A 23,860-nucleotide genomic window follows, 5' to 3' on the forward strand; every position below is an offset into this window, starting at 1 on the left:
AACGCAAATATTGAGATGATCAATCTATCAACAGGCCGAAAGGCATTGATTGCCCTGATGCTGGGCGCCGCGAGCACAGCGGGTTGGGCCGGGCTCAGCGATACGCTGTTCGGGCTCTCGGCAACCGACAGCGATAGTGGCTCGACGTCGTCCAGGGGCGCGGCTGACGGTGGACAGCGCGGCGCCGCTTCGACGGGTTTCGGGTACAACCCGGACGGCGCAGCGGCCGGGGCAATGATGCTTCAAGGCGGCAAGGTGTCGCGTCAGCAAGGCGGACCCGGAGGGATGGCTCCGAGTCCGGTCGACGTCAGCGTTGCTCCGCAGGCGCCGAACAGCATGTTCGGCTCTCAGTTGTTTGGCGGGACCTTCCACAACAGTCGGGGGACCGGCTTCAATCCGGGTTATCAGGTCGGCATTGGCGACACCGTTACGCTGCGGATGTGGGGTGCTTTCGTATTCGACGGCCAGCTGACCGTCGATCCGCAGGGAAATATCTTCGTGCCGAATGTCGGGCCGGTGACGGTTGCCGGGGTTCGCAATGCCGACTTGAACGGGCGTGTGCTGAATGAAGTGCGCAAAGTCTACAAGGCAAACGTGAACGTTTATGCCAGCCTGGACGTCGCGCAGCCGGTGAAGGTTTTCGTCACTGGATATGTCAAGCAGCCGGGCATGTATGGCGGCATCGCGTCGGAAAGCATCCTGTCCTATCTCGACAAAGCCGGTGGCGTCGACGTCGACCGAGGCAGCTATGTCGACGTGATGGTCAAGCGCGGCGGGGTGGTGCGCAAGCGCTTCAACCTGTACGACTTCTTGTTGAATGGCGAGATCGATCAGCTGCAGCTGGCCGATGGCGACGTGATCGTCGTTGGGCCGCGCGAACACGTTTTCACGGTGCGAGGCGAGGTCTACAACGCATACGACTTCGAGTTCGCCACGCCGGTCATTACGCTTCAGCAGGCGCTTGCGGTTGCGCGTCCGAAACCGGGTGCCACGCATGTCAGCATCGTGCGTCGCCAGGGCACCGAACGGACCACCGAGTATTACCCGATTTCGAACGCTTCGAACGTCAGACTCAACGACGGCGATCAGCTCGCGGTCACATCCGATCGCTACGCCGGCACGATTCAGGTTCGCGTCGAGGGCGCCCATTCGGGAGAGCATGCGTTGGTGCTTCCGTATGGTTCCACGATGGCGCAGGTGCTGAGCCAGGTTCGCAAAAATCCGTTGTCACGCGTGGACGAGGCCCAGTTGTTCCGCAAGTCGGTGGCGGATCGGCAAAAGGAAATGCTGGGCGTCGAACTGCAGAAGCTTCAGGAGGCGGCGTTGTCCGCGCCGTCCGCGACGAGCGAGGAAGCCAATCTGCGCTCGAAGGAAGCCGAGAACATCACGAAGTTTGCCGCGCTTGCGAGCAAGACCGAGTTCAAGGGGCAGGTCGTGCTCAACGAGCAGACGATGGGCAACGTGATTCTGGAGGATGGCGACGTCGTCAACATCCCCGAAAGAACCAGTGTCGTCATGGTGCATGGAGAGGTGCTCTTCCCGAACGCGGTCGAATGGCAATCGGGCATGACGACCAGTGACTATGTCGCGCACGTCGGCGGATACACGCAGAAGGCCGACAACAGCAAGATCATCGTGATTCACCAAAACGGCAAGGCCGAACTGGCCGACAGCGGTGCGAAGGTCGAGGCCGGCGATGAGCTCATGGTGTTACCGAAGGTGAGGTCGAAGAGTATCGAGATCACGCGCGGGATTACGCAGATCCTCTATCAAATGGCAGTGGCCGCGAAGTTGATCTTCTGGTGATGGTTGCAGCACGTCACATGACGCGTAGAGGGCGCGTCATGTGACACCGAGAGGGCCGCGGGCGGCTCGTTGGCACGAACGCACCGGCAGATTGCTCCTTCGGGGGCTCGTAAAAATAATAGCAACGATAATTATCATGAAAATTCTGACCGTGTTTGGCACGCGGCCGGAGGCGATCAAGATGGCGCCGCTGGTACACGCGCTTAGGGGGAGGTCGGGTGTGGATTGTCGCGTATGCGTCACTGCACAACACCGGCAAATGCTGGACCAGGTACTCGAACTTTTCGAGATAAAGCCGGATTACGACCTGAATCTGATGAAGGCGGGGCAAACGCTCCAGTCGATCACGTGCGACATCGTGAACGAGATCACGCCCGTTCTCGCATCGTATCGGCCCGACTACATGTTGGTGCATGGCGATACGACGACCACGTTCGCAAGCGCACTGGCGGCGTTCTACCTGAAGATCAAGGTGGGGCACGTCGAAGCGGGGCTGCGTAGCGGCGACATGTACTCGCCGTGGCCCGAAGAGGGCAATCGCAAGCTGACAGGCCAGCTCGCCGACATTCATTTCGCGCCGACCGAGGCGTCGCGCGAGAACCTCATCGCGGAACGGGTTCGCGACGAGGACATCATCGTGACGGGCAATACCGTCATCGACGCGTTGCTCACGGTTACGCGCAGGCTCAAGCACGATGAGGCACTCCAGCGCCAGATGCACGACGCGTTTCCGGCGCTTGCAGGCGGGCGCCGCATGGTGCTCGTGACGGCGCATCGCAGGGAAAATTTCGGGGAAGGGATCCGGAATATCTGTCAGGCGATCCGTCAACTGGCGGCGCACTACACGGACGTCGATTTCGTTTACCCGGTTCACCTGAATCCGCAGGTCAAGCAGCCGGCGGAAGAGATTCTCTCCGGCATCTCGAACGTTCACCTGCTGGCGCCTCAGGACTATCTGCCATTCGTCTATCTGATGTCGCGCGCCACGCTGATCCTCACCGATTCGGGGGGAATTCAGGAAGAGGCGCCGTCGCTCGGCAAGCCGGTGCTCGTGATGCGCGATACGACGGAGCGGCCTGAAGCGGTTGCGGCCGGAACGGTTCGACTGGTTGGTTCGGACAGCAGCCGAATTGTCGCGGCCTGTCGCGAATTGCTCGACGACCCGGTGCGCTACGAGGACATGGCGCGTGCACACAACCCGTATGGAGATGGCCGTGCGTGCGAACGCATCGTGCGTCACCTCGTCGGCGAAAGCGATCGCAGCGAGCCACAGACGTTCTCTTCGATTCCAGGTTCGGTTCGCGCGTTCGCCGGGTAATGCCGCGCACGGCAAGGGCGATCAGTCAGCCCTGATTCGCGCGGCATGTCGAAGCGTTGCCGCGCCTCCACACATCATCAAGGACGTTCCGTGAAAAATGCCATCCAATCCATATCCGTCATCGGACTCGGATATATCGGTCTTCCGACCGCGGCCGTGCTCGCGTCGCGCAAGATCAAGGTCGTCGGTGTCGATATCGACCAGCATGCTGTCGATACGATCAATCGAGGCGAGATTCATATCGTCGAGCCGGAACTGGATATCGTCGTGCACGCGGCAGTGAAAGAGGGGTGGCTTCGCGCGACAACCCGGCCCGAAGCCGCAGACGCTTTCATGATCGCGGTGCCGACACCATTTCACGGTAACTACGAGCCGGATCTGTCATACGTCAAGGCTGCGTGCGAATCGATCGCCCCGGTTCTCAAGCAGGGCGACATCGTCATTCTCGAGTCGACCTCGCCTGTCGGTACGACCGAGCGGATGGTGGAATGGTTGGCGCGCGCTCGACCGGACCTCGTATTTCCGGAGAAGGGCGGCGGTGATTGCGACGTCTACGTTGCCTATTGTCCCGAACGTGTCCTTCCCGGACAGGTGATTCGCGAACTGATCGAAAACGATCGCGTGATCGGTGGCGTCAATCCGCTTTCCGCGGTACGTGCGCAAGAGGTCTACCGTACGTTCGTCAGCGGTCAGTTGCTGGTCACGGACGCGCGCACGGCAGAGATGTCGAAGCTGACCGAGAACGCATTCCGCGACGTCAATATCGCGTTTGCCAATGAGCTTTCCCTCATTTGCGACAAGCTCGACATCAATGTGTGGGAATTGATCAATATCGCGAATCACCATCCGCGCGTCAATATTCTCCAGCCGGGGCCGGGCGTCGGTGGTCATTGCATCGCGGTCGACCCGTGGTTCATCGTCAACAAAACCCCGGGCCAGGCGAAGTTGATTCGACAGGCGCGGGAGGTGAACGATTCGAAGCCGCTCTGGGTGATCGACAAGGTGCGCGCCGTGGTCGATTCGCTGTGCGAAGCCGGAAAACCGCGACGCGACATCCGAATTGCGTGCTTCGGTCTTGCGTTCAAGCCGAATATCGATGACTTGCGAGAAAGTCCGTCGCTCGATATCGCGCACAAGCTCGCCGATGCGTATCCGGAGCAAGTCCTCGTTGTCGAGCCGCATATCGACGCGATGCCGGAGAAGCTCGAGCTTGGCGGCGCGCGATTGATGGATCTCGACAGCGCACTGGCACGTGCGGACGTCCTTGTCATGCTGGTCGATCACGCGCAATTCAAGGCAATGAAACCGACTCTGCGCGAAACACAGCGACTCGTCGATACCAAAGGCATCTGGGGTTGAGTGGCTCCCGTCCGCGCTCCGGGCGTGGCGCGGAAAAGTCAGGACGAATTTGAAAAGGCAGGGAAGTCGGGATGAGCGTGAATGTCGATGTCGGTGCGGGTGATGGTCTGGAAGAGATTGCCGCTTTGCGACGGGAGCGCGATCGCTATGCGGCGCTATGCGCGACCTTGCGGGCCGAACGCGCCGCGCAGGACGAACTCGTGTCGCTGCTCGAGGAGGAAGCCGCGCGGTTGAGCGATCCTCGGGAAGCCACGACAAGTATCGACGCCGGCCTGACATCGCCGCGCGTCGACGACGCGGCGGAGGTGACCGGGTATCAGCAGACGATCACCGATCTCACGAGCCGATTCAACGGGTTGAAGGCAATACGCGAACGGGAGGAGGAGACTTTCCGGCAGTACCGCGAGGACACCAGTGTCACGATCGAAGCGCTTGCGGACGAGCTGTCACGGCACGGCGAGACGATCAGCAGCCTGACTAGCGAGATCGATGCGGCAAGGGCCGTTGCCCGCGAGCAGGCGCAATTGCAGGCGACCGGCGTTGCGGCGCTCGAACAAAAGATCGCGGCTTTGGAAGCAGAACGCAGTGCGCGCGCGATCGAGCGCCAGGAGCTGGGCTCGATGCTCTCCGTGCTGCGCTCGGAAGCCAAGTCATCGTCGACGATCCTCGAAAAAATCAAGCTGGACGCGGTTCGCAACAAGATGGCACTCACCGAGGCGAACGCGCAGATCGAACGCTTGCGTCAACAACTGATCGCCGCAAATCAGCAGGTACTCCGGACGAAGAACACGCTGTCGTTTCAGCTTGGGCACGCGCTGATATTCGGCACCAAGTCGTGGAGCGGGTTCTTCGCATTGCCGGGCAAGCTGCTGGCGATTCACCGTTTGTCGAAGCAACGCCGTGATGACAGCCAAGCCAAGGGGCGCAAGAGTTCCAACGTTCGCCCGATGCTGCAAGCGGCGCCGATTGCATCGCGCGCGGACGCCGTCGAGCATGTCGCGGTCGCCGCGCGTGCGCGGTTGCAGGGTTTGCACGACGATGACGGGCAGCAGCTTGCCCATCGGATGAAGCAACTCAAGGTCGCGGCCATCATGGATGAGTTCACGTTCGGCTCGTACGATCCGGAGTGCAACCTCCTGCAGCTGACGCCCGCTCACTGGCAGACCGAATTGAACGCGTTCAATCCGGACATGCTGTTCATTGAATCGGCGTGGCGCGGGAAGGATGACCTTTGGGGCAGCAAGGTCGGCCACCTCAGTCAGGAAGTCCTCGGCATCGTTCTATGGTGTCGCGATCACAAGATTCCGACGATCTTCTGGAACAAGGAGGATCCGGTCCATTTCGAGACGTTCCTGACGACCGCGAAGTTGTTCGATTTCGTCTTTACGACGGACATCGACTGCATCCATCGTTACAAGGCCGCACTCGGCCACGATCGGGTCTATCTGCTGCCGTTCGCCGCTCAACCGCTCGTCAACAATCCCGTCGAGAAGTACGAACGGAAAGACGCGTTCTGCTTTGCCGGCGCCTATTACGTTCGATATCCGGAGCGCACGCGCGATCTGGGGAACTTCATCGTCAATTTGCCCGAGTTTCGACCGCTGGAAATCTACGACAGAAACTACGGGAAAAGCGACGCGAACTACCAGTTTCCGGAGGAGTACCAGCCGTTTGTCGTCGGCAATTTGCCATACGCGGAGATCGACAAGGCATACAAGGGCTATCGATACGCGATCAACCTCAACTCGATCAAGCAGTCACAGTCGATGTTCGCGCGTCGCGTCTATGAACTGCTGGCGTCCAATACGATCACGATCAGCAACTTCTCGCGCGGCGTGCGCCTCATGTTCGGCGATCTGGTCGTGACGAGCGATAGCGGCGCCGAGATTCGGCGCCGGCTCGAGGCCTTCGGCAACGACGAAGCAGGCGCGCGCAAGCTCCGCCTTGCCGCGCTTCGCAAGGTGATGCTCGAGCATACGTATCAGGATCGACTGGCTTACGTTATCTCGAAGGTCAGCGAGGAGACCTTGCCGTCGCTGCTTCCGCAGATCATCGTGGTTGCGTACGCCAAGGATCAGGCACAAGCCGACTGCCTGCTGCGCGCGTTCGAGCGGCAGCAATATCGGGCCAAGACGCTGCTATTGGTCGTGCCGGAGCAGTTCGACCCGGCCGGGGTGCCGGACGGAGACGCGGTGCGGGTGTTGTCTGCGCTTGAATCGGATACGGTCATGTTGCAGGCGCTGGCATCGCCTGCCGCGTGGCTCTCCGTCATGGTCGCGGACGACTACTACGGTGCCCACTATCTGACGGATCTCGCGCTGGCGACGCGCTACACGCAGGCGCGAGCGATCGGCAAGGCTGCCCAGTATGTATGGTCGGGCAGCAAAGGCCTGGCCCTGCTTCGGGATGACGCAGCATATACCTTCGTTACCGAGATCGCTGCACGATCGGGTATCGCACGTTTCGATACGTTGCCCGCGGTGTCGTTGCGCGACTGGGTGAGGGAACTGTATACCGCGCAGTTCAACGACGCTTCGTGCTTCGCTGTCGACGAATTCAACTACTGCCGAAGTGGCGTCGCGCTGGATGAGGTGGGCCGCGCGACCGTTGACGATGTGGTCCTGTCCGATCACGGACTGACGCTCGACGAAATGCAGCGCAGAGCGGAGGCAGTCGCTCCGGAGCGACTCGACAGCAATGCCCTTCCGCAGTTGCGCGGTAGCGATCTGGCATCGCTGTTGACGAAGGCGCCGGCGAACAGTCGTGTTTCGATGGTCGAGCGCGGCGGCTGTCTGCAGGTCGATTCGGCGTTGCCCGATGGCTCACACGAATATTGGTACGCCGATCGCGATTTTTCGCCGGCCGATCTGTCGGTCGATAACGGGAAGCTTCAGCTCCACCTCGAAGTTTCGCCGGGTCTGAACGTGCAGGTTGTCGTGCTGTTTCTCGATGGCGAAAAAGCGCGGATCGGCCATGTCGTGAAGGCTTCGAATCGCAATCACGATGTCGAGGTACCGGCGGGCACGGCGTACTTGCGGATCGGCTTGCGGGTCTATGCCGGCGGCTCCGCGCGCGTGCAATCGTTGCTGCTCGGTCACCGCTCGCTCCTGCCGGCGGATATGTTTTCTCAGGGCGAACATCTCGTCCTGACAAACCACTACCCGTCCTACGACGACCTGTATCGCAATGCCTTCGTGCACAGCCGGGTGCGCGCCTATCGCGCACATGGCGTGCGATGCGACGTGTTCCGCTTCCGTGACGAACAAACGGTGGAGTTTCAGGAGTTCGAGAACGTTGATGTGATGACGGGCGGCGCGGAGGTACTGGACCGACTGCTGCAGACGGGGCGATATCGCTCGGTCCTGGTCCACTTCCTCGACGATGCGATGTGGCGCGCGCTGAAGCCTTATGCAGATCGACTGAAGATCGTCGTCTGGGTTCACGGCGCCGACATCCAGCGCTTCGAGCGTCGCGCATTCCTGTATGACGATGCCGAGCAACGTTCCGCCGCTGCGCTGAAAAGCGAGCGCCGTGCACAATTCTGGCGGACCCTGCTGACGGATCGGCCGCCCTCGTTGCGCTTCGTGTTCGTGTCGAAGTATCTCGCGACAACCGCGATGGAAGACCTCGAGTTGATGCTGCCTGACGCTGCGTACAGCGTCATCCATAACCCGATCGATACCACGCGATTCGACTATGTCGAGAAGGATGCCGAACTGCGCTGGAAGGTGCTGTCGATTCGGCCGTATGCGTCCAAGGTCTATGCCAACGATCTGAGCGTCGGTGCGATTCTTGCGCTATCAGGCCAGCCAGATTTCGACCGGATGCAATTCCGCCTGATCGGCGACGGCGCGCTGTTCGACGAGACCGTCGCGCCGCTTCGCGGATTCTCGAATGTCCGAATCGAGCGGCGCTTCCTGACGCAACGCGAAATCGCCGATCTGCACAAGGAGTACGGCGTATTTTTGTGCCCGTCGAGAATGGATACGCAGGGCGTTTCGCGCGACGAAGCGATGGCGTCGGGCCTTGTCCCGGTGACCAATGCGGTGGCTGCCATTCCGGAATTCGTCGACGCAACCTGCGGCGTGCTCGCGCCGGCAGAGGACGCGCACGAACTTGCCGAAGGCCTGCTGGCGATCATTCGGGACCCGCGGCTGTTTGCACACATGAGTGCCGCCGCGGCGCAGCGCGTGCGACGGCAGAGTGCTCACGATGCGGTGATTCAACGCGAAATGGCGTGCTTTGTGGGGAACCCCGAAGAGGCTGGGTCGCGAGAGCTCTCGGTCTCGCGATGATGCGCGATGCCGTGCCGGGAATCGTGCCTGCCTGAAAGGGGCGGGCCTGAAAAGGACAACGATGCGGGTCGATGACGACTGGAACCGCACCGTCGACAAGAACTGCTGCGGGGAATGATGGCTGACCAATACATGGATCGCGTCGTGTTGAGCGAGCGGCATTCGGTGATCTACTGCGCAGCGAGCGTCGCCGCGAGGACCTCGGTCGAACTCAATGCGACGATCGCGGGGGGATTGCCGGATGGCACGAATCTGATTCTCCTCATCAACGGTGATGCACTGACCGAGCAACACGCGACGGAAATCGGGTTCGTGCCGACAAAAGGCGGCTATTACCAGTACCTGAAGCCGTCGGTGCAGGGCGAACGACTGTGCCATGCATTCGATGTCGTGCCGGAAGTCACGTCGGTCAATATCCGACTGTGGGGCATTGGCGTGCCGCCCGTCGTGCTGGACGACGTTCGCGTGACGGGCGTCGAAGCGGGGGGCGTTCGATTCCTGGCCGCTCGTTCGCGCCGCATCGTCAAGAAATGGGAGTCGCTGACTGCGCAAGAGCAGCGGCCGGTTGCGGCGAATTTGCTGCTCGCGAAGCATGCGTGCGGCCCGGCATGCGTCGTGCATTGCAATAAATGGTTCGACTCGATGGATGGGTACGAGCAGCGGACAAGGCGCGCCGAATTCGGACGCGACGACGTGTATGTCGAACGCGACACCGGGGAGCTGATCCCGGCGAGCATTCAACGCGCGCGGCCCGCGATGCTCGAGATTCCGGATTCGATCGACGCGTATTGGCGGGACATCGGTGACAAATCACGCAATATGGTGCGAAAGGCGCGGCGGCTCGGCTACGCATTCCGTGCAATCGATCCTGACGAATATGGGCAGGACATTTACGAGATTCGAACGTCGGATCCGATGCGCCAGGGCCGTTCGATTCCCGAGTACTACTACAAGAACCCGCCTGAGCATGTGTTGAAGCCGAGTCCCGTCGGTTGCCGGCTGCATACCGAGCGATTCTATGGCGTGTTCAAGGATGATCGCCTGGTCGCGTACGTCACGCTTTTTCTCTTTGGCGAACTTGCGCAGGTCAATCACCTGCTGTGCCATCGGGATCACGCGAGCAGCGGTGCGATGAATCTCAATGTGTTTCACGTCGTGGACGAACTCATCAGGCATCAGCCGGAGGTACGCGTCCTCAACTATCTGTACATCGGACAATCCCAGGGCGGGATCAACCATTTCAAGGAAAGTGTCGGCTTCCGCGATGTCGCTTTCATGACGTACGACAGCGTGGTCGAGCTGTACGCGCGGCATCAGGAGAATCGGTCGTCGATCGACAGCGCGACGGCGCCTTCGGTGCCGTCCTTCAAGCCGAAGGTGAAAGGCGCCGACTGGGCGTTCATGCGCGAGCAGGTGAGCGGCGACGTCATGCAGGCGATCGAGCGCCGCATTGGCCGGCGCGTTGCCCGTCTGCCGATGCCCGTCTATCACGAGTTCGAGCGCTATCTGTCGCGCGGATTGAGCGAGACCGTGATCGACTGGATGGAGGGAAGCTGCTTCGCGGTGCCGTTCCCGGACCGTATCCCGGATGCCGATGACCGACTCTGCAATTACATGCGACGGCGTTTCAAGCAGAGCCCCATTTCGAACGACGGTTTCGAAACCGCGTTCAAGGGCAGCGATTTCCGCGTTCTGGGGTATTTCCAGGTCAGCGACGACGATGCGCTGTTCTTCCGGGGGCTGTTGGTGGTCGAGAAATTGACACCGGTTGGGAAGAGCCATGTTCGTGGGCTGACCGAGGCATTTGAGAAGTTCGGAAAAGCTGGCTTGCGTCCGGATTCGATTGTGCGGAACAAGCCCCAGGGAACATTCTTGACGCGAGATCGTTTCATGGCGTCTGTTCCGACGGATGGGGCATCGCTGGACCGAGTCTGCCTTGCCGACGAGTATCAGCCGTTGGCCGACGGGTGGCGGCTCGGGAACATCGTGAAGATGACATTTCCGTATTCGACGGCGACTGTCGATGTCGAACTGAACAAGAAGTTCGCATGGAACTCCGAGCTACCGAACAACTCGGTACGCATGTGGTACTACTCGCTGATTTATATCGGACGATTGCTGGCGACGTACCATCAGTCCAAAGACGCCGCGTCGCTGGATCTGGCGTTGTCATTGACGTCCGACTATCTCGACTACGTCGCCGTTGCCGAGCATCGTACCGGCGTCAACGGCATTGCGTCCGCCGATCACGCCACGGCCGAACGATTGAAAGTAATGCTGACGCTGCATCAGATCGTCAGGGAGTCGAAGAATGTCCGAGGCGTCGCCCTGTTGCCGCGATTGCTCGACGAAATCCATTACTGCGCCGAGTGGTTGACCGAGGAGGCCAATCTCGGTGTCGGCAATCATCAGCTGATGGGCTGCATGTCCCTCATGTTCACGTATTCGCTTCTGACGAACGAGGCCGGTGCGGTTTATCTCGACACGGCCCTGCGCCGCGTGCGCTCACTGCTGGGCGAGTCCTTCGACAAGGACGGGCTGTGTAACGAGAACACGATCGGTTACCACAACTTCAATCTGTCGTTGTACACGAAGATTCATGAGGCGTTGGGCAAGCTGGGGATCGCGGCATCGATGCGCGCCGACATCGAACCCGTGCTCGACAACGCAATGCGCGCGCTGCGGCTCGTCATTTTCCCGAACGGCATGATCCCGCCCATCGGCGACTCGCCTCGCTATGACTCGCGCGTCACCTCCGTCAACGCGTCGTTCTGCTTCTTCGAATCCGGGTTCGCGGTCGTCAAGCGCGACGACTTCTATCTGTCGTTGATCTGCGGCGGCCGGACGAACTGGCACAAGCACATGGACGACACGGCGATTTATCTGCAGTACAAGGGGGAGGACGTGTTTGTCGATGGCGGCAGCTACTCGTACGATCAGCGCAATCCGCATACTCGTTGCATTACCTCGTCGGCCGGCCATAGCGGCGTGTTTCTTTCCCAGTTCGACGGGCTTCCGAGATACGAACTGATCGCGAAGTACGGGCCGGTGTCGGGCAGCATCAAACGGTTCGAGGAAAGCGACGACGGCGTGCGCATCGAATGCGCTTACTCCGTTCCCGGGTGCTGGACCAGCTTCCGGAGATTCGTGTTTGTCCACTGGCTGGGTGAAGTTGTCATCGTGGACATGGTCAAGTCGCCGAACCCCGCCGCTGCCGTGCAGCGCTTTCTTCTTGCGCCGGACGTTTCGGCGCACGCGGAGCAAGGGATCATCCGCCTGCAGGGCGAAACGTTTGAAGGGGCGATCATTCATTCGTCGCGGCATGCCGATTTCTATCGCGGCGAACAGGATGAAAAAGTGCGGGGCTGGAGTACGTACGATTTCGGTGAAATCTCGCCGACCACGGGTATCGATCTGAGCGGAGGACCGGTTGCCGGGGAATTCTCGTCGATCGTCGTGTTGAACGGCACGGATCCGCAAGGCGGTTCCGACAGGGCGCGCGCGTTTGCGAACAAATTCGATCCGTTCTTCACGAATTGATCGGTGTTGTCACCGGCCGCCGCGCTGCGTTTCCCAGATTTACTGTCTCGGCTTATGAACGATACTTCAAACTGCTATCACTCGACTGATGGCATTCAGCTGTCCGGCGCAGGCGTGCAGTTTTCGCTCGACATCACGGACGTGCAGCGATTTTCGATCTGCATGGATCTGGTTTGCGGGCCGCACATCGCGACCAATTGCGCGTTGGTTCAGGTCGAATTCAGCGAACCGCCGAATGAGCTCGAGCGACTGGGACTTGTACGTTCCCATCACGGTTGGTGGTATCGATACGTGCCGACGCGCGCGGGACGTGTGTCAGTCGACTGGGAGTTTTCCCAGGCTACGCCGTTTGCCGGTACCGTCCGCTTCAAGATCGTCACGTGGGGGGCGGACGACTTCGTCCGTCTTCACGCCTTCGTCGCCGTCACGAGCCCTTCCGCCGAGCAACTGGCGGCGCGGTATGCCACTGCGCGCGATGCCGCGCGATATCCGCCGAAAGTGTGGGCCAGCATCAGCGAGTTTCTGTCCGCGACGGTGCTGCCCAATTCGGCGCACATCATCCCGGTCAACGATCTGTTGATCGAGTTCCTGCTCGTCGACCGGCGCAGCCCGGCGCTATTTTGCTTCCTTCACGGCAATGCACCGCGCTCGGAGGTGTTCAAGCTGCCCGTGTTCAGCGGCGTGTCGATGATGAGCGATGTGAATAGTTCCGTCCTCATCTTCTCCGATCCCGCGTTGCTGCTGGATCCCGATTTGACGCTTGCCTGGCACGTCGGCACGTCGACCACGCCGCTGCAGTATCTGTATGAATTGATCACGGAGAAGGTCCGTTCGGTTCTTGCTCCGCAGCGGCTGGTTTTCTGGGGCGGATCGGGGGGCGGCTTCGCAGCGCTGTATCTGTCGACGAAGTTTGCCGATTCAACCGCCTTCGTGTGGAATCCCCAGACTTCCATCCTGGCGTTCGAGGAAACGGCCGTACGGAATTTCGGCCGCGTTTGCTTTGGCACGGAGGATCTCGCGACGCTTCGCGAAAGGCTCGAGAAAGTGGCCGTGGCCGATTTGTGGCGGGTCTATCCGAGCGACGGGAATCACGTGGTTTATTTGCAGAACTATACCGACTGGCATACCGATTATCACTTGAAGCCGTTCCTGTCGAATTCGAGTTTGCCTCACGTTCGTGGAACCGAATTCTGGGGATGGCTGGAAGATCGATTCTTCCTGCATCTCGGCAGTCTTGCGCAAGGACACGAACCGCCGCCGAAAGAGGCTATCAATGCGTTCCTGGTCCGGCTCGCGCAGTCCGGGCCGGACGCGATCGAATCAGTCAGCGTGGCACCGGGCCGAACGACGAATCGTGTCGGCGTGTCGCACGACTCGCATGTCAATGAAGAGGGGCCACGGGCCTGAGAACAATGAGCAAGGTGTGGTGCCGCCATGAATGAAGCATGGGTCGATCGAGTTGTACTGAATCGTGGGCGTGCGGTGCTGAGCGGTATGTTCACCGTTGAGCGCAAGAGCGCAGTTCGTCTGTCCGCGATGGTCGGATGGACGCTGCCGGAAAAGGGCAACCTGCTTTTCGTGATCACCGGCGAATATCTGACCGAAGCGAAGGCGGCGGAAATCGGCTTCGTCAAGACGTCGTCCGGGTTCTATCGCTATCTGCTTCCGTCCATCAAAGACGGAAAGCTCGCGTTCGACTTCGATGTGATTCCCGAGGTGACCGGATTTCAGATTCGGCCATGGAACATGACGACGCCGGTTGTGCTCGAGGACGTCGTACTGACAAGTGACGACGCCGTTCCGGTGTTTTCCGGCCCATCGCGCAGGATCGTGAAGCGGTGGCATCCGCTGACCACGGACGGCAGCCGGCCGCTTTCGGCCAATTTCCTGACTCGCAAGGCGAGCTGTGGCTTCCATTGCGTCGCACATTGCAATCGCTGGTTCGAGTCGATGGACGAGTTCGCGATCCGGACCGGAAGTGATGCGTTCGGCCGAGACGATGTGTATGTCGAAACAGGCACGGGGGAACTGGTTCCCGCTTCGCTGCAGCGTGCTCAACCCGCCTTGCTCGAAATCCCGGCGTCGCTCGACGCGTATCTGAAGTCGATCGGCGACAAGTCGCGAAACATGATCCGGAAAGCCCGGAAGCTGGGCTACGAATTCAGGCGCCTCGCACCGGAGACGCTGGGCCAGGACATCCATGAAATCAGGACTTCCGATCCGATGCGCCAGGGGCGCCCGATCCCGGAGTATTTCCATACCAACCCGCCGCAATACGTAGTCGCTACGAATCCGGCGGGTTGCGAGCTACATACCGAGAAATTTGTCGGCATTTTTCTCGGTGATCGGTTGGTGTCCTATATCACCGTGCTTCTGTTCGGCGAGTTGGCGCAGGTCAATCATATTCTTTGCCACAAGGAACATGCGACGCATGGCGTGATGAATCTCAACGTGCTGCATATGGTCGATGAGTTGATCACGCGTCATCCTCATGTGAGGGCGGTGAACTACATGTACATCGCCGGCCACGATAGCGGTATCGACAGATTTCGACGCAGCGTCGGGTTTTCTCCCCGCAGCTTGCTGACGTATGACGGTGCGCCGGCGACGTTTGCCGACACTCATGCGCAATCGATGTCCACGGACGCGGGCGACGTACCGAGCGGACAGCACGCAAGCAAAGCAAAGGAAAAACTTCGCTTGTCGCAGTGGACGTTCATCCGCGAATCGATCGGGGAGGAGGGGGCACTTGCACATGTCGCCGACAGAATCGGGCGTGCCGTCATCGAGATGCCGAAGCCGATCCCGGAACAATTTGTCGAGTACATCGGCAAGGGCTTGATGAGGTCGGTTGCGGTCCAGCCCGCGGGGACGATCATCGCTGTTCCGTTCCCGGGTCGGGCCGACGCGCAGACCGGTCACGGCGTCGCCGACTATCTCAATCGACGTTTCAAAGGGGTGCCGGTCGGAAACGACGGCTTTCAGGCCGGCTTCAAGGGGGGCGAGTTGCGTGCGCTCGCGTTCTTTGAAATCGCGGATTGGGCGGAACAGTTCTGTAACGGCATCCTGGTGCTCGAGAAGGTGACCGAGGCGCCCGGCACCTCGCTGGAGACCGCCGAGACGACAGACGTTCAAGTCAAGGCCGAAGCCGATTTCCTGGCAGCGACGGCAGTCCGTCCATCACGACTGGAGTGTGTGCGACTGGTGGATGACTACCAGCCACTTGCCGAGGATTGGCTGACGGCCGGCACTGCTCAAATGTCGTTCATGACAGGGGCCACGCGCATCGACGTCAAGGTCGGTACACGGTTCCCGTGGAACCACACGTTCGCGCTGAATGCCGACCGAATGTGGTATTACTCGCTCGCCTATATTGGTCGTCTGCTCGCAACCTGGGCACAACGCAAGGACGCTGACGCACGCAAGCTGGCAATCGACCTGATCTCCAACTTCATGGATTTCACGGCCATCGCCGAGAATCGGCTCGCGATTGGTCGTATTCCGTCCGCGGACCACTCGGCAAGCGAGCGGCTGAAGGTGCTGCTGACCTGCCATCAGATGCTCGACGAGGTTGGCGCGTCGACGGGGCTGCGGGTGCGTCTCCTGCGCGAAATTCACCGCTGGGCAGAGTGGCTGGCCGACGACCGAAATCTTGGCGTCGGAAACCACAAGCTGATGGGCGCGACCTCGCTCATCTATGTATGTGCGTTACTGGCTGAGGGTGAAGGCAGCGGTTATCTGAAGATCGCAGAGGATCGGATTCTGTCGCTTGCCGCGCAGTCGTTCGACAAGGACGGTCTGTGCAACGAGAACACGATCGGCTATCACAATTTTAATCTGTCGCTATACCGCAAGCTCCGCACCGTATTAGCGAACCTCCAGATCGCCGATGACCTGCGCGACAAAATCGATGCACTGATTGGAAGCGCGTCCCATGCGCTTGAACTGTGCGTGCTTCCCGACGGTAAAATTCCGCCGATAGGCGACTCGCCGCGCTACGATCTCGGGCTGCCGTCGCGAGATGGGGCGTTTTGCTTCTTCGAATCGGGATTCGCCGTGGTGAAGCGCGACGGCCTCTACTTTTCGTTGGTGTGCGGCGGGCGCACGGAATGGCACAAGCAGATGGACGATTCGTCGATCTATCTGCAGTACAACGGCGTTGACGTCATCGTCGACGCCGGCAGCTATTCCTACGATCAGAGCGATCCTTATTCCCGCTGCATTACGTCGACCACTGGCCATAGCGCTGTTGTTCCGGCCCTGCTCGATGGCTTGCCGCGACATGAGGTCCAGTCGAGGTTCGGTCCCGTCTCGGGTTGCATCGAGCGTTTTGAAGAATCGGATGATGGCGTCCGGATCGCGTGTGGCTATTCGGTGCCCGGATGCGGCGCGGCGCTCAATCGTTATGTATTCGTGGGTCGATCGGACGAAGTCGTCGTGGTGGACACGTTCGACGCACCCGAAACCGCCGATGTGGTGCAACGCTTCCTCCTCGGCCCGGACGTTGAAGTGGCGAGCGGCGACGCGTGCCTCCACCTGAGCGCACAAAAATTTGCCGGCACCCTCATCCATCGGGGTTCAGATGCCGATATATACAAGGGCCAGCGTGACGACAAGATTCGCGGCTGGACTGCCTTCGAGTTCGGCAGGGTCACGCCGGCCACCGGCGTCGATCTTCGCGCGAGAGACGGCGAAAGGACGTATTCGACGATCATTCGCCTCGAGGGGGGCGGATTGAGCGATTGCTCACCGGCCGCGGTGAACTTCGCAGGGCGCACGGACCCGTTCTTCGGGACGGGCGCGGCGCGATTGCGTGACGACAACTAAAAACAAGCACGAGGAAAAATGGATGGCGCGCAGTAAACCGAAGCTTCTGATTCATGGAAGTTGCGTGAGCCGGGATGCCTTTACCGACCGATTTCCGCAAGCCGAGCACTACGAGCTTGCGGGCTATCTTGCGCGCAGTTCGCTGGCGACTGCATTCTCTTCGGGTGTGGTGGAGGGCGTCGACTTTGACGCGATCGCGTCAGCGTTTCAGCGCAGGATGGTTCAATCGGACGTCGAGCACGGGTTGGTGGCGGTACTCGCCGCGGGCGGATTCGATTTGTTGCTGATGGACCTGATCGACGAACGATTCAGCGTGTTCGTTGATGACCGTGGCGCGTCCTGCACCGTATCGGGTGAGCTGCTGTCGTCGGGATTCGATGCGCGGGCGCGTCGCGGCACGGTGATCAAGCCATTCACGGATGCGTTCTTCGACCGATGGGAGGCGGGTTGGCGCCAACTCGTCGCGGCGTTGAGCGCGCAGGGGCGGCTCGACGCGCTGATCGTGAACGAGGTGTACTGGGGCTCGGCCTGCTCGGACGGCACCGATTTCTCGCCGGCATACTCGCGCGACGACGTCGCGCAGGCGAACGCGTTCCTGGCGAGGCAATATGCGCGGATGCGAGAGGATCTCGCCGATGAGCAATTCCTGCATTTCGACTCGACCTTGCTCGTCGGCGCAATCGACCATCAATGGGGAAAGAGCCCATTTCATTATGTGGCCGGGTATTACACCCACTTGCTTGATGGTCTCGATCAATATGTGGCGCGGACCGGAGCGGCTATCGCGGAAACTTCTGACGAGCAGGGGAGCAGCGTGGGTATCGTAAGGTATGTCCGGGACAAGCTGCGACTGGCTGGAAGCCGGTTTCGCCATGAAGACGCAACGCCGGTGACCGCGTGGTACAGCGACCGCGTGACATTGCAGAAAGGGATGCAAGGTCTCGAGGTTTCGGTGCGCGCGACGGCAGCAACACGCATCCGTCTGAGCGCGACCGTCAACGGCGATTTATCGGGCAACCGCAACTTGTTGCTCGTCGTCGCCGGCGAAAATCTCGTCGATGCCGACATGCATGCGATGGGGTACATGAAGTCGTGGGTCGGCTACTTTCGTTATCTCAAGAGCGACATGCGCGAAGAGCGGCTGACGACGGAGATCGCAATCGATAGCAGGATCACGTCGCTCAAGGTGCTGACCTGGAACTTCGATGGTCCCGTCGTCCTCTCGGACGTTAGCGTGGATGCCGGCGGCGCCGTACTCGACAGCCCGGTGCTGATCGCGAAACGCAAGGACGGCAGCCAGTCGGTCAACATCACGCGCGAGCCGGCGATTCGCGCGAACCTGCTGCTTAAACGGCACCATTGCGGCCCGGAATGTATTGTCCATTGCGACAAATGGTTCAGGTCGATGGATGCGTTCGCGTCGAGGCACGATGTCGATCGTTTCGGTCGGGAGCCCGTATTTGTCGAGGCCGCGAGCGGGGAATTGATGCCTGCCAGCCTCCAGAAGGCGAGCCCGGCATTTCTGACGATTCCCGATACGGTCGAGGAATATCTGCGGTCGATCGGCGACAAGTCCCGGAACATGATTCAAAAGGCGAATCGCCTCGGATACCGGTTCCATGAAGGTGGCCCCGCAGGTTTCGAGCAGGACATCTACGAGATTCGCACGTCGGATCCGATGCGCCAGGGGCGGCCGATTCCCGAGTACTACTATTCGAACCCGCCGATTTACGTGCTGAACCCGAGCGCCGCCGGGTGCGAATATCACACGGAACGATTCTTCGGCATCGTGCACGAAGGGCGCCTGGTCTCGTACATCACGCTCTTCATGTTTGGCGAGCTCGCGCAGATCAATCACATCCTGTGTCACAAGGAGCACGTGAAGAACGGGGTAATGAACCTGAACGTATTTCACGTCGTGAAGGAATTGATCGAGAAGTATTCGTGGGTCAAATCGATCAACTATCTGTACGTCGTGGATGACGGGATGGGGATCAACCTTTTCAAGCGCGGTGTCGGATTCCGGTCGCAGCGCTTCATCGCATACGACAGTACGCTGGATGCGATTGCCTATGTCGAGGCGGAGCGCGAGGGCCATCTGGACCCGGACCCGGCTCCGGCCGTCCCGCGTGAGAACCAGAAGCCGCGTTTCAAGATGAAGAAGTGGGACTTCGTGCGGGACGCGGTGCAGCGGGAATCGTTGACCGCGAAGCTTGATTCGCTCCTCGGCCGACCGTGGGTCGACCTGAAGTATCCGGCCGAGGCCGACTTTGCGCGGTTCTGTTCTGTCGGCTTGGTGGAAAGCACGGAAACCCATCCGGTGGGCTCATGCTTTCTGGTGCCGTTTCCGAGCCGTGCCGCCGAAGACCGCCATCCGGACGTCGCGCAATATTTGGCCAAACGTTTCAAAGGTAACCCGATCCCGGACGACGGATTCTCGGTCGGGTTTCGTGGCGGAAATTTGCGTGCGCTCGCCTATTTGAGTATCGAGGAAGACGCGGCGGATCTACTCGACGGCGTGCTTGTGCTGGAGAAGGTGGCGTAATGCGGCATCGAAGCGTTTCGGTGGCGCGCGGCGTTGCGCCGTGCGTCGATTGTCGGGAGTGGAATTGAGCATCAGAAAGCATCCGACTGTCGCTCTGGTCGCGGACGGACTGACATCGTCGAGCCTTGTTTTCGACAGTCGAGTCATTTCGCTGGGTCCCCGCGGATTTCGCTGGCGGCTGGCATTTTCGCGCCCGGACTATTTGCTGGTCGAGTCGGCGTGGTCCGGCCTGCGCGATCGATGGAAGTACAAGATCGCCGCGTATCCGGAACACCCGGAACGAACGAATCACGCGTTGATTCGGCTCGTCGAAGCCGCGAAGGATCGCGGCATTCCGACGGTGTTCTGGAACAAGGAGGACTCGGTTCACTTCGATCGTTTCGTGGAAAGTGCGAAGCTGTTCGATCATGTGTTTACGGTGGATGCCAATGCCGTGCCGCGCTACAAGGCGGTGATGGGCGAGCAGGCGTCGGTGCACACCTTGATGTTCGCGATCCAGCCCAGGACGCACGGGTTCACCGGCTTCGACTTCAAATTCCGGCGGGCGAATTTCGTCGGCAGCTACAGCAGCGAGAACCACAGGCGTCGCCGTGTGTGGCAGGACGCGTTGTTCGGTGCGGCATGCGGGAGTGGTTTGGGCCTGACCGTCGTCGACCGCAATTCGAGCCGCAAGGCGCCGCATTATCGCTTTCCGGCGCTCGACGGCCTGGATGTACAGCATGCGGTCCGACACGAACAAACGGCCCAAATGTACCGCGACTACGTCGTATCCCTGAACGTGAATACCGTCGAGGACTCGCCGACAATGTTCTCGCGGCGTCTGGTCGAGATTCTCGGTTGTGGCGGAATTGCCGTCACCACGCCGGCGCGATCGGTCGATGCGATGTTCGCGGACTTCTGCCATGTCGTGCGCAGCGGCGACGAGGCGAGCGAGCTATTTGCGCGGCTGCGCGGTGGCCCGTCCAGCAGTGATCTCGAGCGCGCACGAGCCGGTGCGGAGTATGTGGCGAAGCACCATACATGGCAGCATCGCCTCCGCCAGATTGCAGAGGTGCTGGGGCAGTGAGCGCGATCATGCAACGCGTGCGCGATCGTGTGCTGTTGCGCGTGTGGCGGCGAGGCGCGGCGCTTGTATCTGAGCGACCGGCGCAGCGCGTACTCGTCCTTGGGGATTCTCACGTTCGTGTATTCGAGCACGTGTGGTTCGCATTGGGGCTGCCGAACGTGCGGTTCGACATCGAATACGTCCCGGGCGCGACCGCGATCGGCATCGACAACCGCCATTCGACTACGTCCGCATTGCTACGTTTCACGAACCGGCTTCAGTCGTCGAGACATGATTGGGTTCTGCTCAATCTCGGCGAAGTCGATACCGCCTATTCGCTGTGGAAACTGGTGGAATTCCGGTCGTCTCCGATCCCTGTGTTGCTTGACGAGGCGGTTCGCAACTATTGTGACTTCATCGCCGAAGTCGCCGCGGCCCACCGGGTCGCCGTGCTCAGCGCGCCGCTGCCGACGCTGGCGAACCAGGCCGCGCCGCGCGACGAGACGGCCGCGGTCCGTCAACAGGTATCGGCAACCCAGCGCGAGCGGACGGAACTGGCGCGGGAATTCAATGCCCGTATCGAAGCATATTGCCGCGCGCACGGGATTCCGTACCTCGATTCAAGTGCACATGCGCTCGGGGCGGATGGCCTGGTCAAGCAGTCCTGGCGCCATCCCCGTCGGTACGATCATCACTATGCGCGTTGGCCGTATGCACGTTGTCTCGTCCAACAGTTGAAGGTGCTGCTTGCGATGCCGCGGGTGGGTACCGAACGTTCGATCGTGCACGACGCGGCGCGCGGCGGAGGGGAATCATGAGCCGTCCGCCGCGCTGGATCGTGCCCATTCAGAGCGTTGGCCTGTGGACATGGTGCGGCACAACCCCTTGGCTCGACGGTGTTGTTTCGTGCGGCTTGCCCTGGCAGCGATCCGGCATCTCCGGCATTCTCGGCTGGGGGCTGCGCGAAAGCGGCCAGCGCGCGCAGGCTTGGGCGCTGCGCGCCGGCGTGGACGTGCTGCGCATCGAAGACGGCTTCCTCCGCTCCGTCTCCCTCGGCGTTCTCGGCGATGCCGCCTTGTCGATCGTCATCGACGATCTAGGCATCTACTACGACGCCAGCAGGCCATCCCGTCTCGAGATGCTCGTGAAGGACGCCGCCGCGCTGCAGGGTGATCATGCCGATGAATGGCGGATCAAAGCCGACCACGCGATGTCCCTGATCGTTCGCCACGGCCTGTCGAAATACAACCACGCGCCCGATTTCGTCCCCCCCGACGACTGGCGTGACGACGCGATCCTGGTCATCGACCAGACCAGCGGCGACGTTGCTGTCCGCCTGGGCGGCGCCGACGCGTCGTCGTTCCGCGCGATGCTTGCCGCCGCGCTCGCCGAAAACCCCGGCAAGCCGGTCTGGATCAAGACGCATCCCGACGTGATGTGCGGCAAGAAGGCCGGTTATCTTGTCGACGCTGCCTTCGGCGATCCGCGCGTGCGCCTGCTGCCCGCCGATGTCAGTCCGCCTTCGCTGTTGAAGCGGGTCGGCAAGGTCTACGCCGTTTCGTCGCAAATGGGCTTCGAGGCGCTGCTGTGCGGCAAGCCGGTCGTGACATTCGGCTTGCCGTGGTACGCCGGCTGGGGGCTCACCGACGATCGCCATGCGCACGCACCGATCGTTGCCGCTCGTCGCGGCAACGCGACGCTGCACCAGCTGTTCGACGCAGCGTACCTGCGCTATTGCCGCTACATCGATCCGCAAACCGGCAGTCGCGGCACGATCTTCGACGTGATCGCCCATCTCGCGAAGCAGCGCCGGCTGAACGAAGTGACGAGAGGCGAGCTCGTGTGCGTCGGGCTGAGCCTGTGGAAGCGCAGCGTGGTCGCACCGTTTCTACGGCACGGCGGCGCGCGCGTGCGTTTCGTCGACTCGCCGGCGGCGCTGCGGCGTCTGCCGCCGGACGCGTCGCGGCGCGTCGTGCTATGGGGTGCGCGCCGTCCCGATGTCGCTGCGGTCGCACAGGAACTGGGCTTGCCCGTGCTTCGCATGGAGGACGGGTTCATCCGGTCCGTCGGGCTGGGCTCGAACCTGATCGCACCACTTTCGCTCGTGATCGACGATCTTGGCATCTATTTCGATCCGCGCACGCCGTCCCGGCTGGAGGCGCTCCTCGAGCGAGGCGGCTTCGACGATGCGGAACTCGCCGAGGCGCGCACCGTGCGCGCGGCGCTGGTCGATGCACGCATTGGCAAGTACAACGTCGGCAACGGTGGCGTCGTGCTGCCGTCGCCCCGCCCGGCGAAAGTGATTCTGGTGCCGGGGCAGGTCGAAGACGATGCATCGATCCGGACTGGCTCACCGTGGATCTCCACGAATCTCGGTTTGCTGTCGAGGGTGCGGGCCGCCCATCCCGACGCGTTCATCGTCTTCAAGCCGCATCCCGACGTCGTCAGCGGCAATCGCGCGGGTGCGGTTGCGCCGCACGACGCGCGCCGACTCGCCGATGCCGTGGCGCCTGAATCCGACGTGATCGCATGCGTCGAGCAGGCCGACGAAGTGCATACGATGACGTCGTTGACCGGCTTTGAGGCGCTGCTGCGCGGCAAGCGGGTCGTCTGCTACGGTGTGCCGTTCTATGCAGGCTGGGGGCTGACGCACGACGTCTTCGCGAGCGTATCGCCAGGCGCCGAGCACATGCCGATCGCCGGCGACAGGTCCGATACCCATCCGGTCTGGTCGCGTCGCACTCGCCGGCTGACGCTTGACGAGCTGATTACCGGGACGCTGCTGCGCTATCCGCGTTACGTCCATCCGGTATCCCGCGCCGTGATCGACGCGCAACACGCAATCGGATTGTTGCACGCGCAGCGACGGTCGACGGGGCAGGGCAAGCTGAAGCGAAATCGGCTTGAGCAACAGTCCGGGAAAGTCAAGATGTGGGTGTTGACGACTTACTCGGAATATCGGATTTCGGCGCGCAAGACGCTTTACATGTCGCTGCAGCGCTGGCTCGCGAAGCTTTAGCCGGCGGTCATGGGGGCAGTGCCGACGGTGTTCGATAACGCCAATCCGCGTTAGCGTTTTTTAGACGACTAAAGTTGTATGGTTATCTCGTAAAACGATACAATCG

Annotated in this window: 11 protein-coding genes; all 11 read left to right on the forward strand. The window is 61.0% G+C overall.

Going from position 1 to position 23,860, the window contains the following annotated elements; translation table 11 throughout:
• Window positions 1-15 precede the first annotated feature (15 nt).
• The 11 genes from LMA02_RS03375 to LMA02_RS03425 all read left to right on the forward strand — a co-directional run bounded on the left by LMA02_RS03375 (window position 16) and on the right by LMA02_RS03425 (window position 23,754).
• A complete protein-coding gene (locus LMA02_RS03375; RefSeq protein ID WP_228906928.1) occupies window positions 16-1,806 on the forward strand; it encodes a polysaccharide biosynthesis/export family protein in 1,791 nt (596 codons plus the stop codon).
• Window positions 1,807-1,942: 136 nt separating this feature from the next.
• Complete coding sequence (gene wecB / locus LMA02_RS03380) at window positions 1,943-3,124, forward strand: non-hydrolyzing UDP-N-acetylglucosamine 2-epimerase (protein ID WP_228906929.1); 1,182 nt, start codon at window positions 1,943-1,945, stop codon at window positions 3,122-3,124.
• A 45-nt stretch (window positions 3,125-3,169) separates the two neighbouring features.
• Window positions 3,170-4,483, forward strand: a complete 1,314-nt coding sequence (wecC, locus tag LMA02_RS03385) for a UDP-N-acetyl-D-mannosamine dehydrogenase (protein WP_228906930.1) — start codon at window positions 3,170-3,172, stop codon at window positions 4,481-4,483.
• 71 nt (window positions 4,484-4,554) lie between these two features.
• Window positions 4,555-8,778, forward strand: a complete 4,224-nt coding sequence (locus LMA02_RS03390; protein WP_228906931.1) for a glycosyltransferase family protein — start codon at window positions 4,555-4,557, stop codon at window positions 8,776-8,778.
• A gap of 132 nt (window positions 8,779-8,910) precedes the next feature.
• Window positions 8,911-12,318 carry a heparinase II/III domain-containing protein gene (locus LMA02_RS03395; RefSeq protein WP_228906932.1) on the forward strand — a complete coding sequence of 1,136 codons (3,408 nt, stop codon included), beginning with the start codon at window positions 8,911-8,913 and terminating at the stop codon, window positions 12,316-12,318.
• A gap of 54 nt (window positions 12,319-12,372) precedes the next feature.
• On the forward strand, window positions 12,373-13,725 hold the full coding sequence (locus tag LMA02_RS03400; protein ID WP_228906933.1) for a hypothetical protein: 1,353 nt from the start codon (window positions 12,373-12,375) through the stop codon (window positions 13,723-13,725).
• Between the two features lie 27 nt (window positions 13,726-13,752).
• Window positions 13,753-17,145: a heparinase II/III domain-containing protein gene (locus LMA02_RS03405; protein WP_228906934.1), complete on the forward strand. Its 3,393-nt coding sequence runs from the start codon at window positions 13,753-13,755 to the stop codon at window positions 17,143-17,145.
• Window positions 17,132-19,690, forward strand: a complete 2,559-nt coding sequence (locus LMA02_RS03410) for a DUF6270 domain-containing protein (protein WP_228906935.1) — start codon at window positions 17,132-17,134, stop codon at window positions 19,688-19,690. Before LMA02_RS03405 ends, LMA02_RS03410 begins: the two co-directional genes overlap by 14 nt.
• A 58-nt stretch (window positions 19,691-19,748) precedes the next feature.
• The gene (locus LMA02_RS03415) at window positions 19,749-20,756 is read left to right on the forward strand and encodes a CgeB family protein (protein ID WP_228906936.1); all 1,008 of its coding nucleotides are present in this window, start codon (window positions 19,749-19,751) and stop codon (window positions 20,754-20,756) included.
• On the forward strand, window positions 20,753-21,553 hold the full coding sequence (locus tag LMA02_RS03420) for an SGNH/GDSL hydrolase family protein (RefSeq protein ID WP_228906937.1): 801 nt from the start codon (window positions 20,753-20,755) through the stop codon (window positions 21,551-21,553). Before LMA02_RS03415 ends, LMA02_RS03420 begins: the two co-directional genes overlap by 4 nt.
• A complete protein-coding gene (locus LMA02_RS03425) occupies window positions 21,550-23,754 on the forward strand; it encodes a capsular polysaccharide biosynthesis protein (protein WP_228907599.1) in 2,205 nt (734 codons plus the stop codon). The genes LMA02_RS03420 and LMA02_RS03425 overlap by 4 nt, the downstream gene beginning before the upstream one ends.
• The last annotated feature ends 106 nt before the right edge of the window (window positions 23,755-23,860 follow it).

Origin of the sequence: Burkholderia sp. B21-005 (assembly GCF_020843965.1) — a bacterium.
GTDB lineage: Bacteria > Pseudomonadota > Gammaproteobacteria > Burkholderiales > Burkholderiaceae > Burkholderia > Burkholderia ambifaria.

Bases quoted from the DNA above. Each gene is read 5' to 3' on its own strand.
- wecB (WP_228906929.1), top strand. From the start codon at position 1,943: ATGAAAATTCTGACCGTGTTTGGCACGCGGCCGGAGGCGATCAAGATG.
- LMA02_RS03400 (WP_228906933.1), top strand. From the start codon at position 12,373: ATGAACGATACTTCAAACTGCTATCACTCGACTGATGGCATTCAGCTG.
- LMA02_RS03425 (WP_228907599.1), top strand. From the start codon at position 21,550: ATGAGCCGTCCGCCGCGCTGGATCGTGCCCATTCAGAGCGTTGGCCTG.
- LMA02_RS03395 (WP_228906932.1), top strand. From the start codon at position 8,911: ATGGATCGCGTCGTGTTGAGCGAGCGGCATTCGGTGATCTACTGCGCA.
- LMA02_RS03405 (WP_228906934.1), top strand. From the start codon at position 13,753: ATGAATGAAGCATGGGTCGATCGAGTTGTACTGAATCGTGGGCGTGCG.
- LMA02_RS03390 (WP_228906931.1), top strand. From the start codon at position 4,555: ATGAGCGTGAATGTCGATGTCGGTGCGGGTGATGGTCTGGAAGAGATT.
- wecC (WP_228906930.1), top strand. From the start codon at position 3,170: ATGTCGAAGCGTTGCCGCGCCTCCACACATCATCAAGGACGTTCCGTG.
- LMA02_RS03375 (WP_228906928.1), top strand. From the start codon at position 16: ATGATCAATCTATCAACAGGCCGAAAGGCATTGATTGCCCTGATGCTG.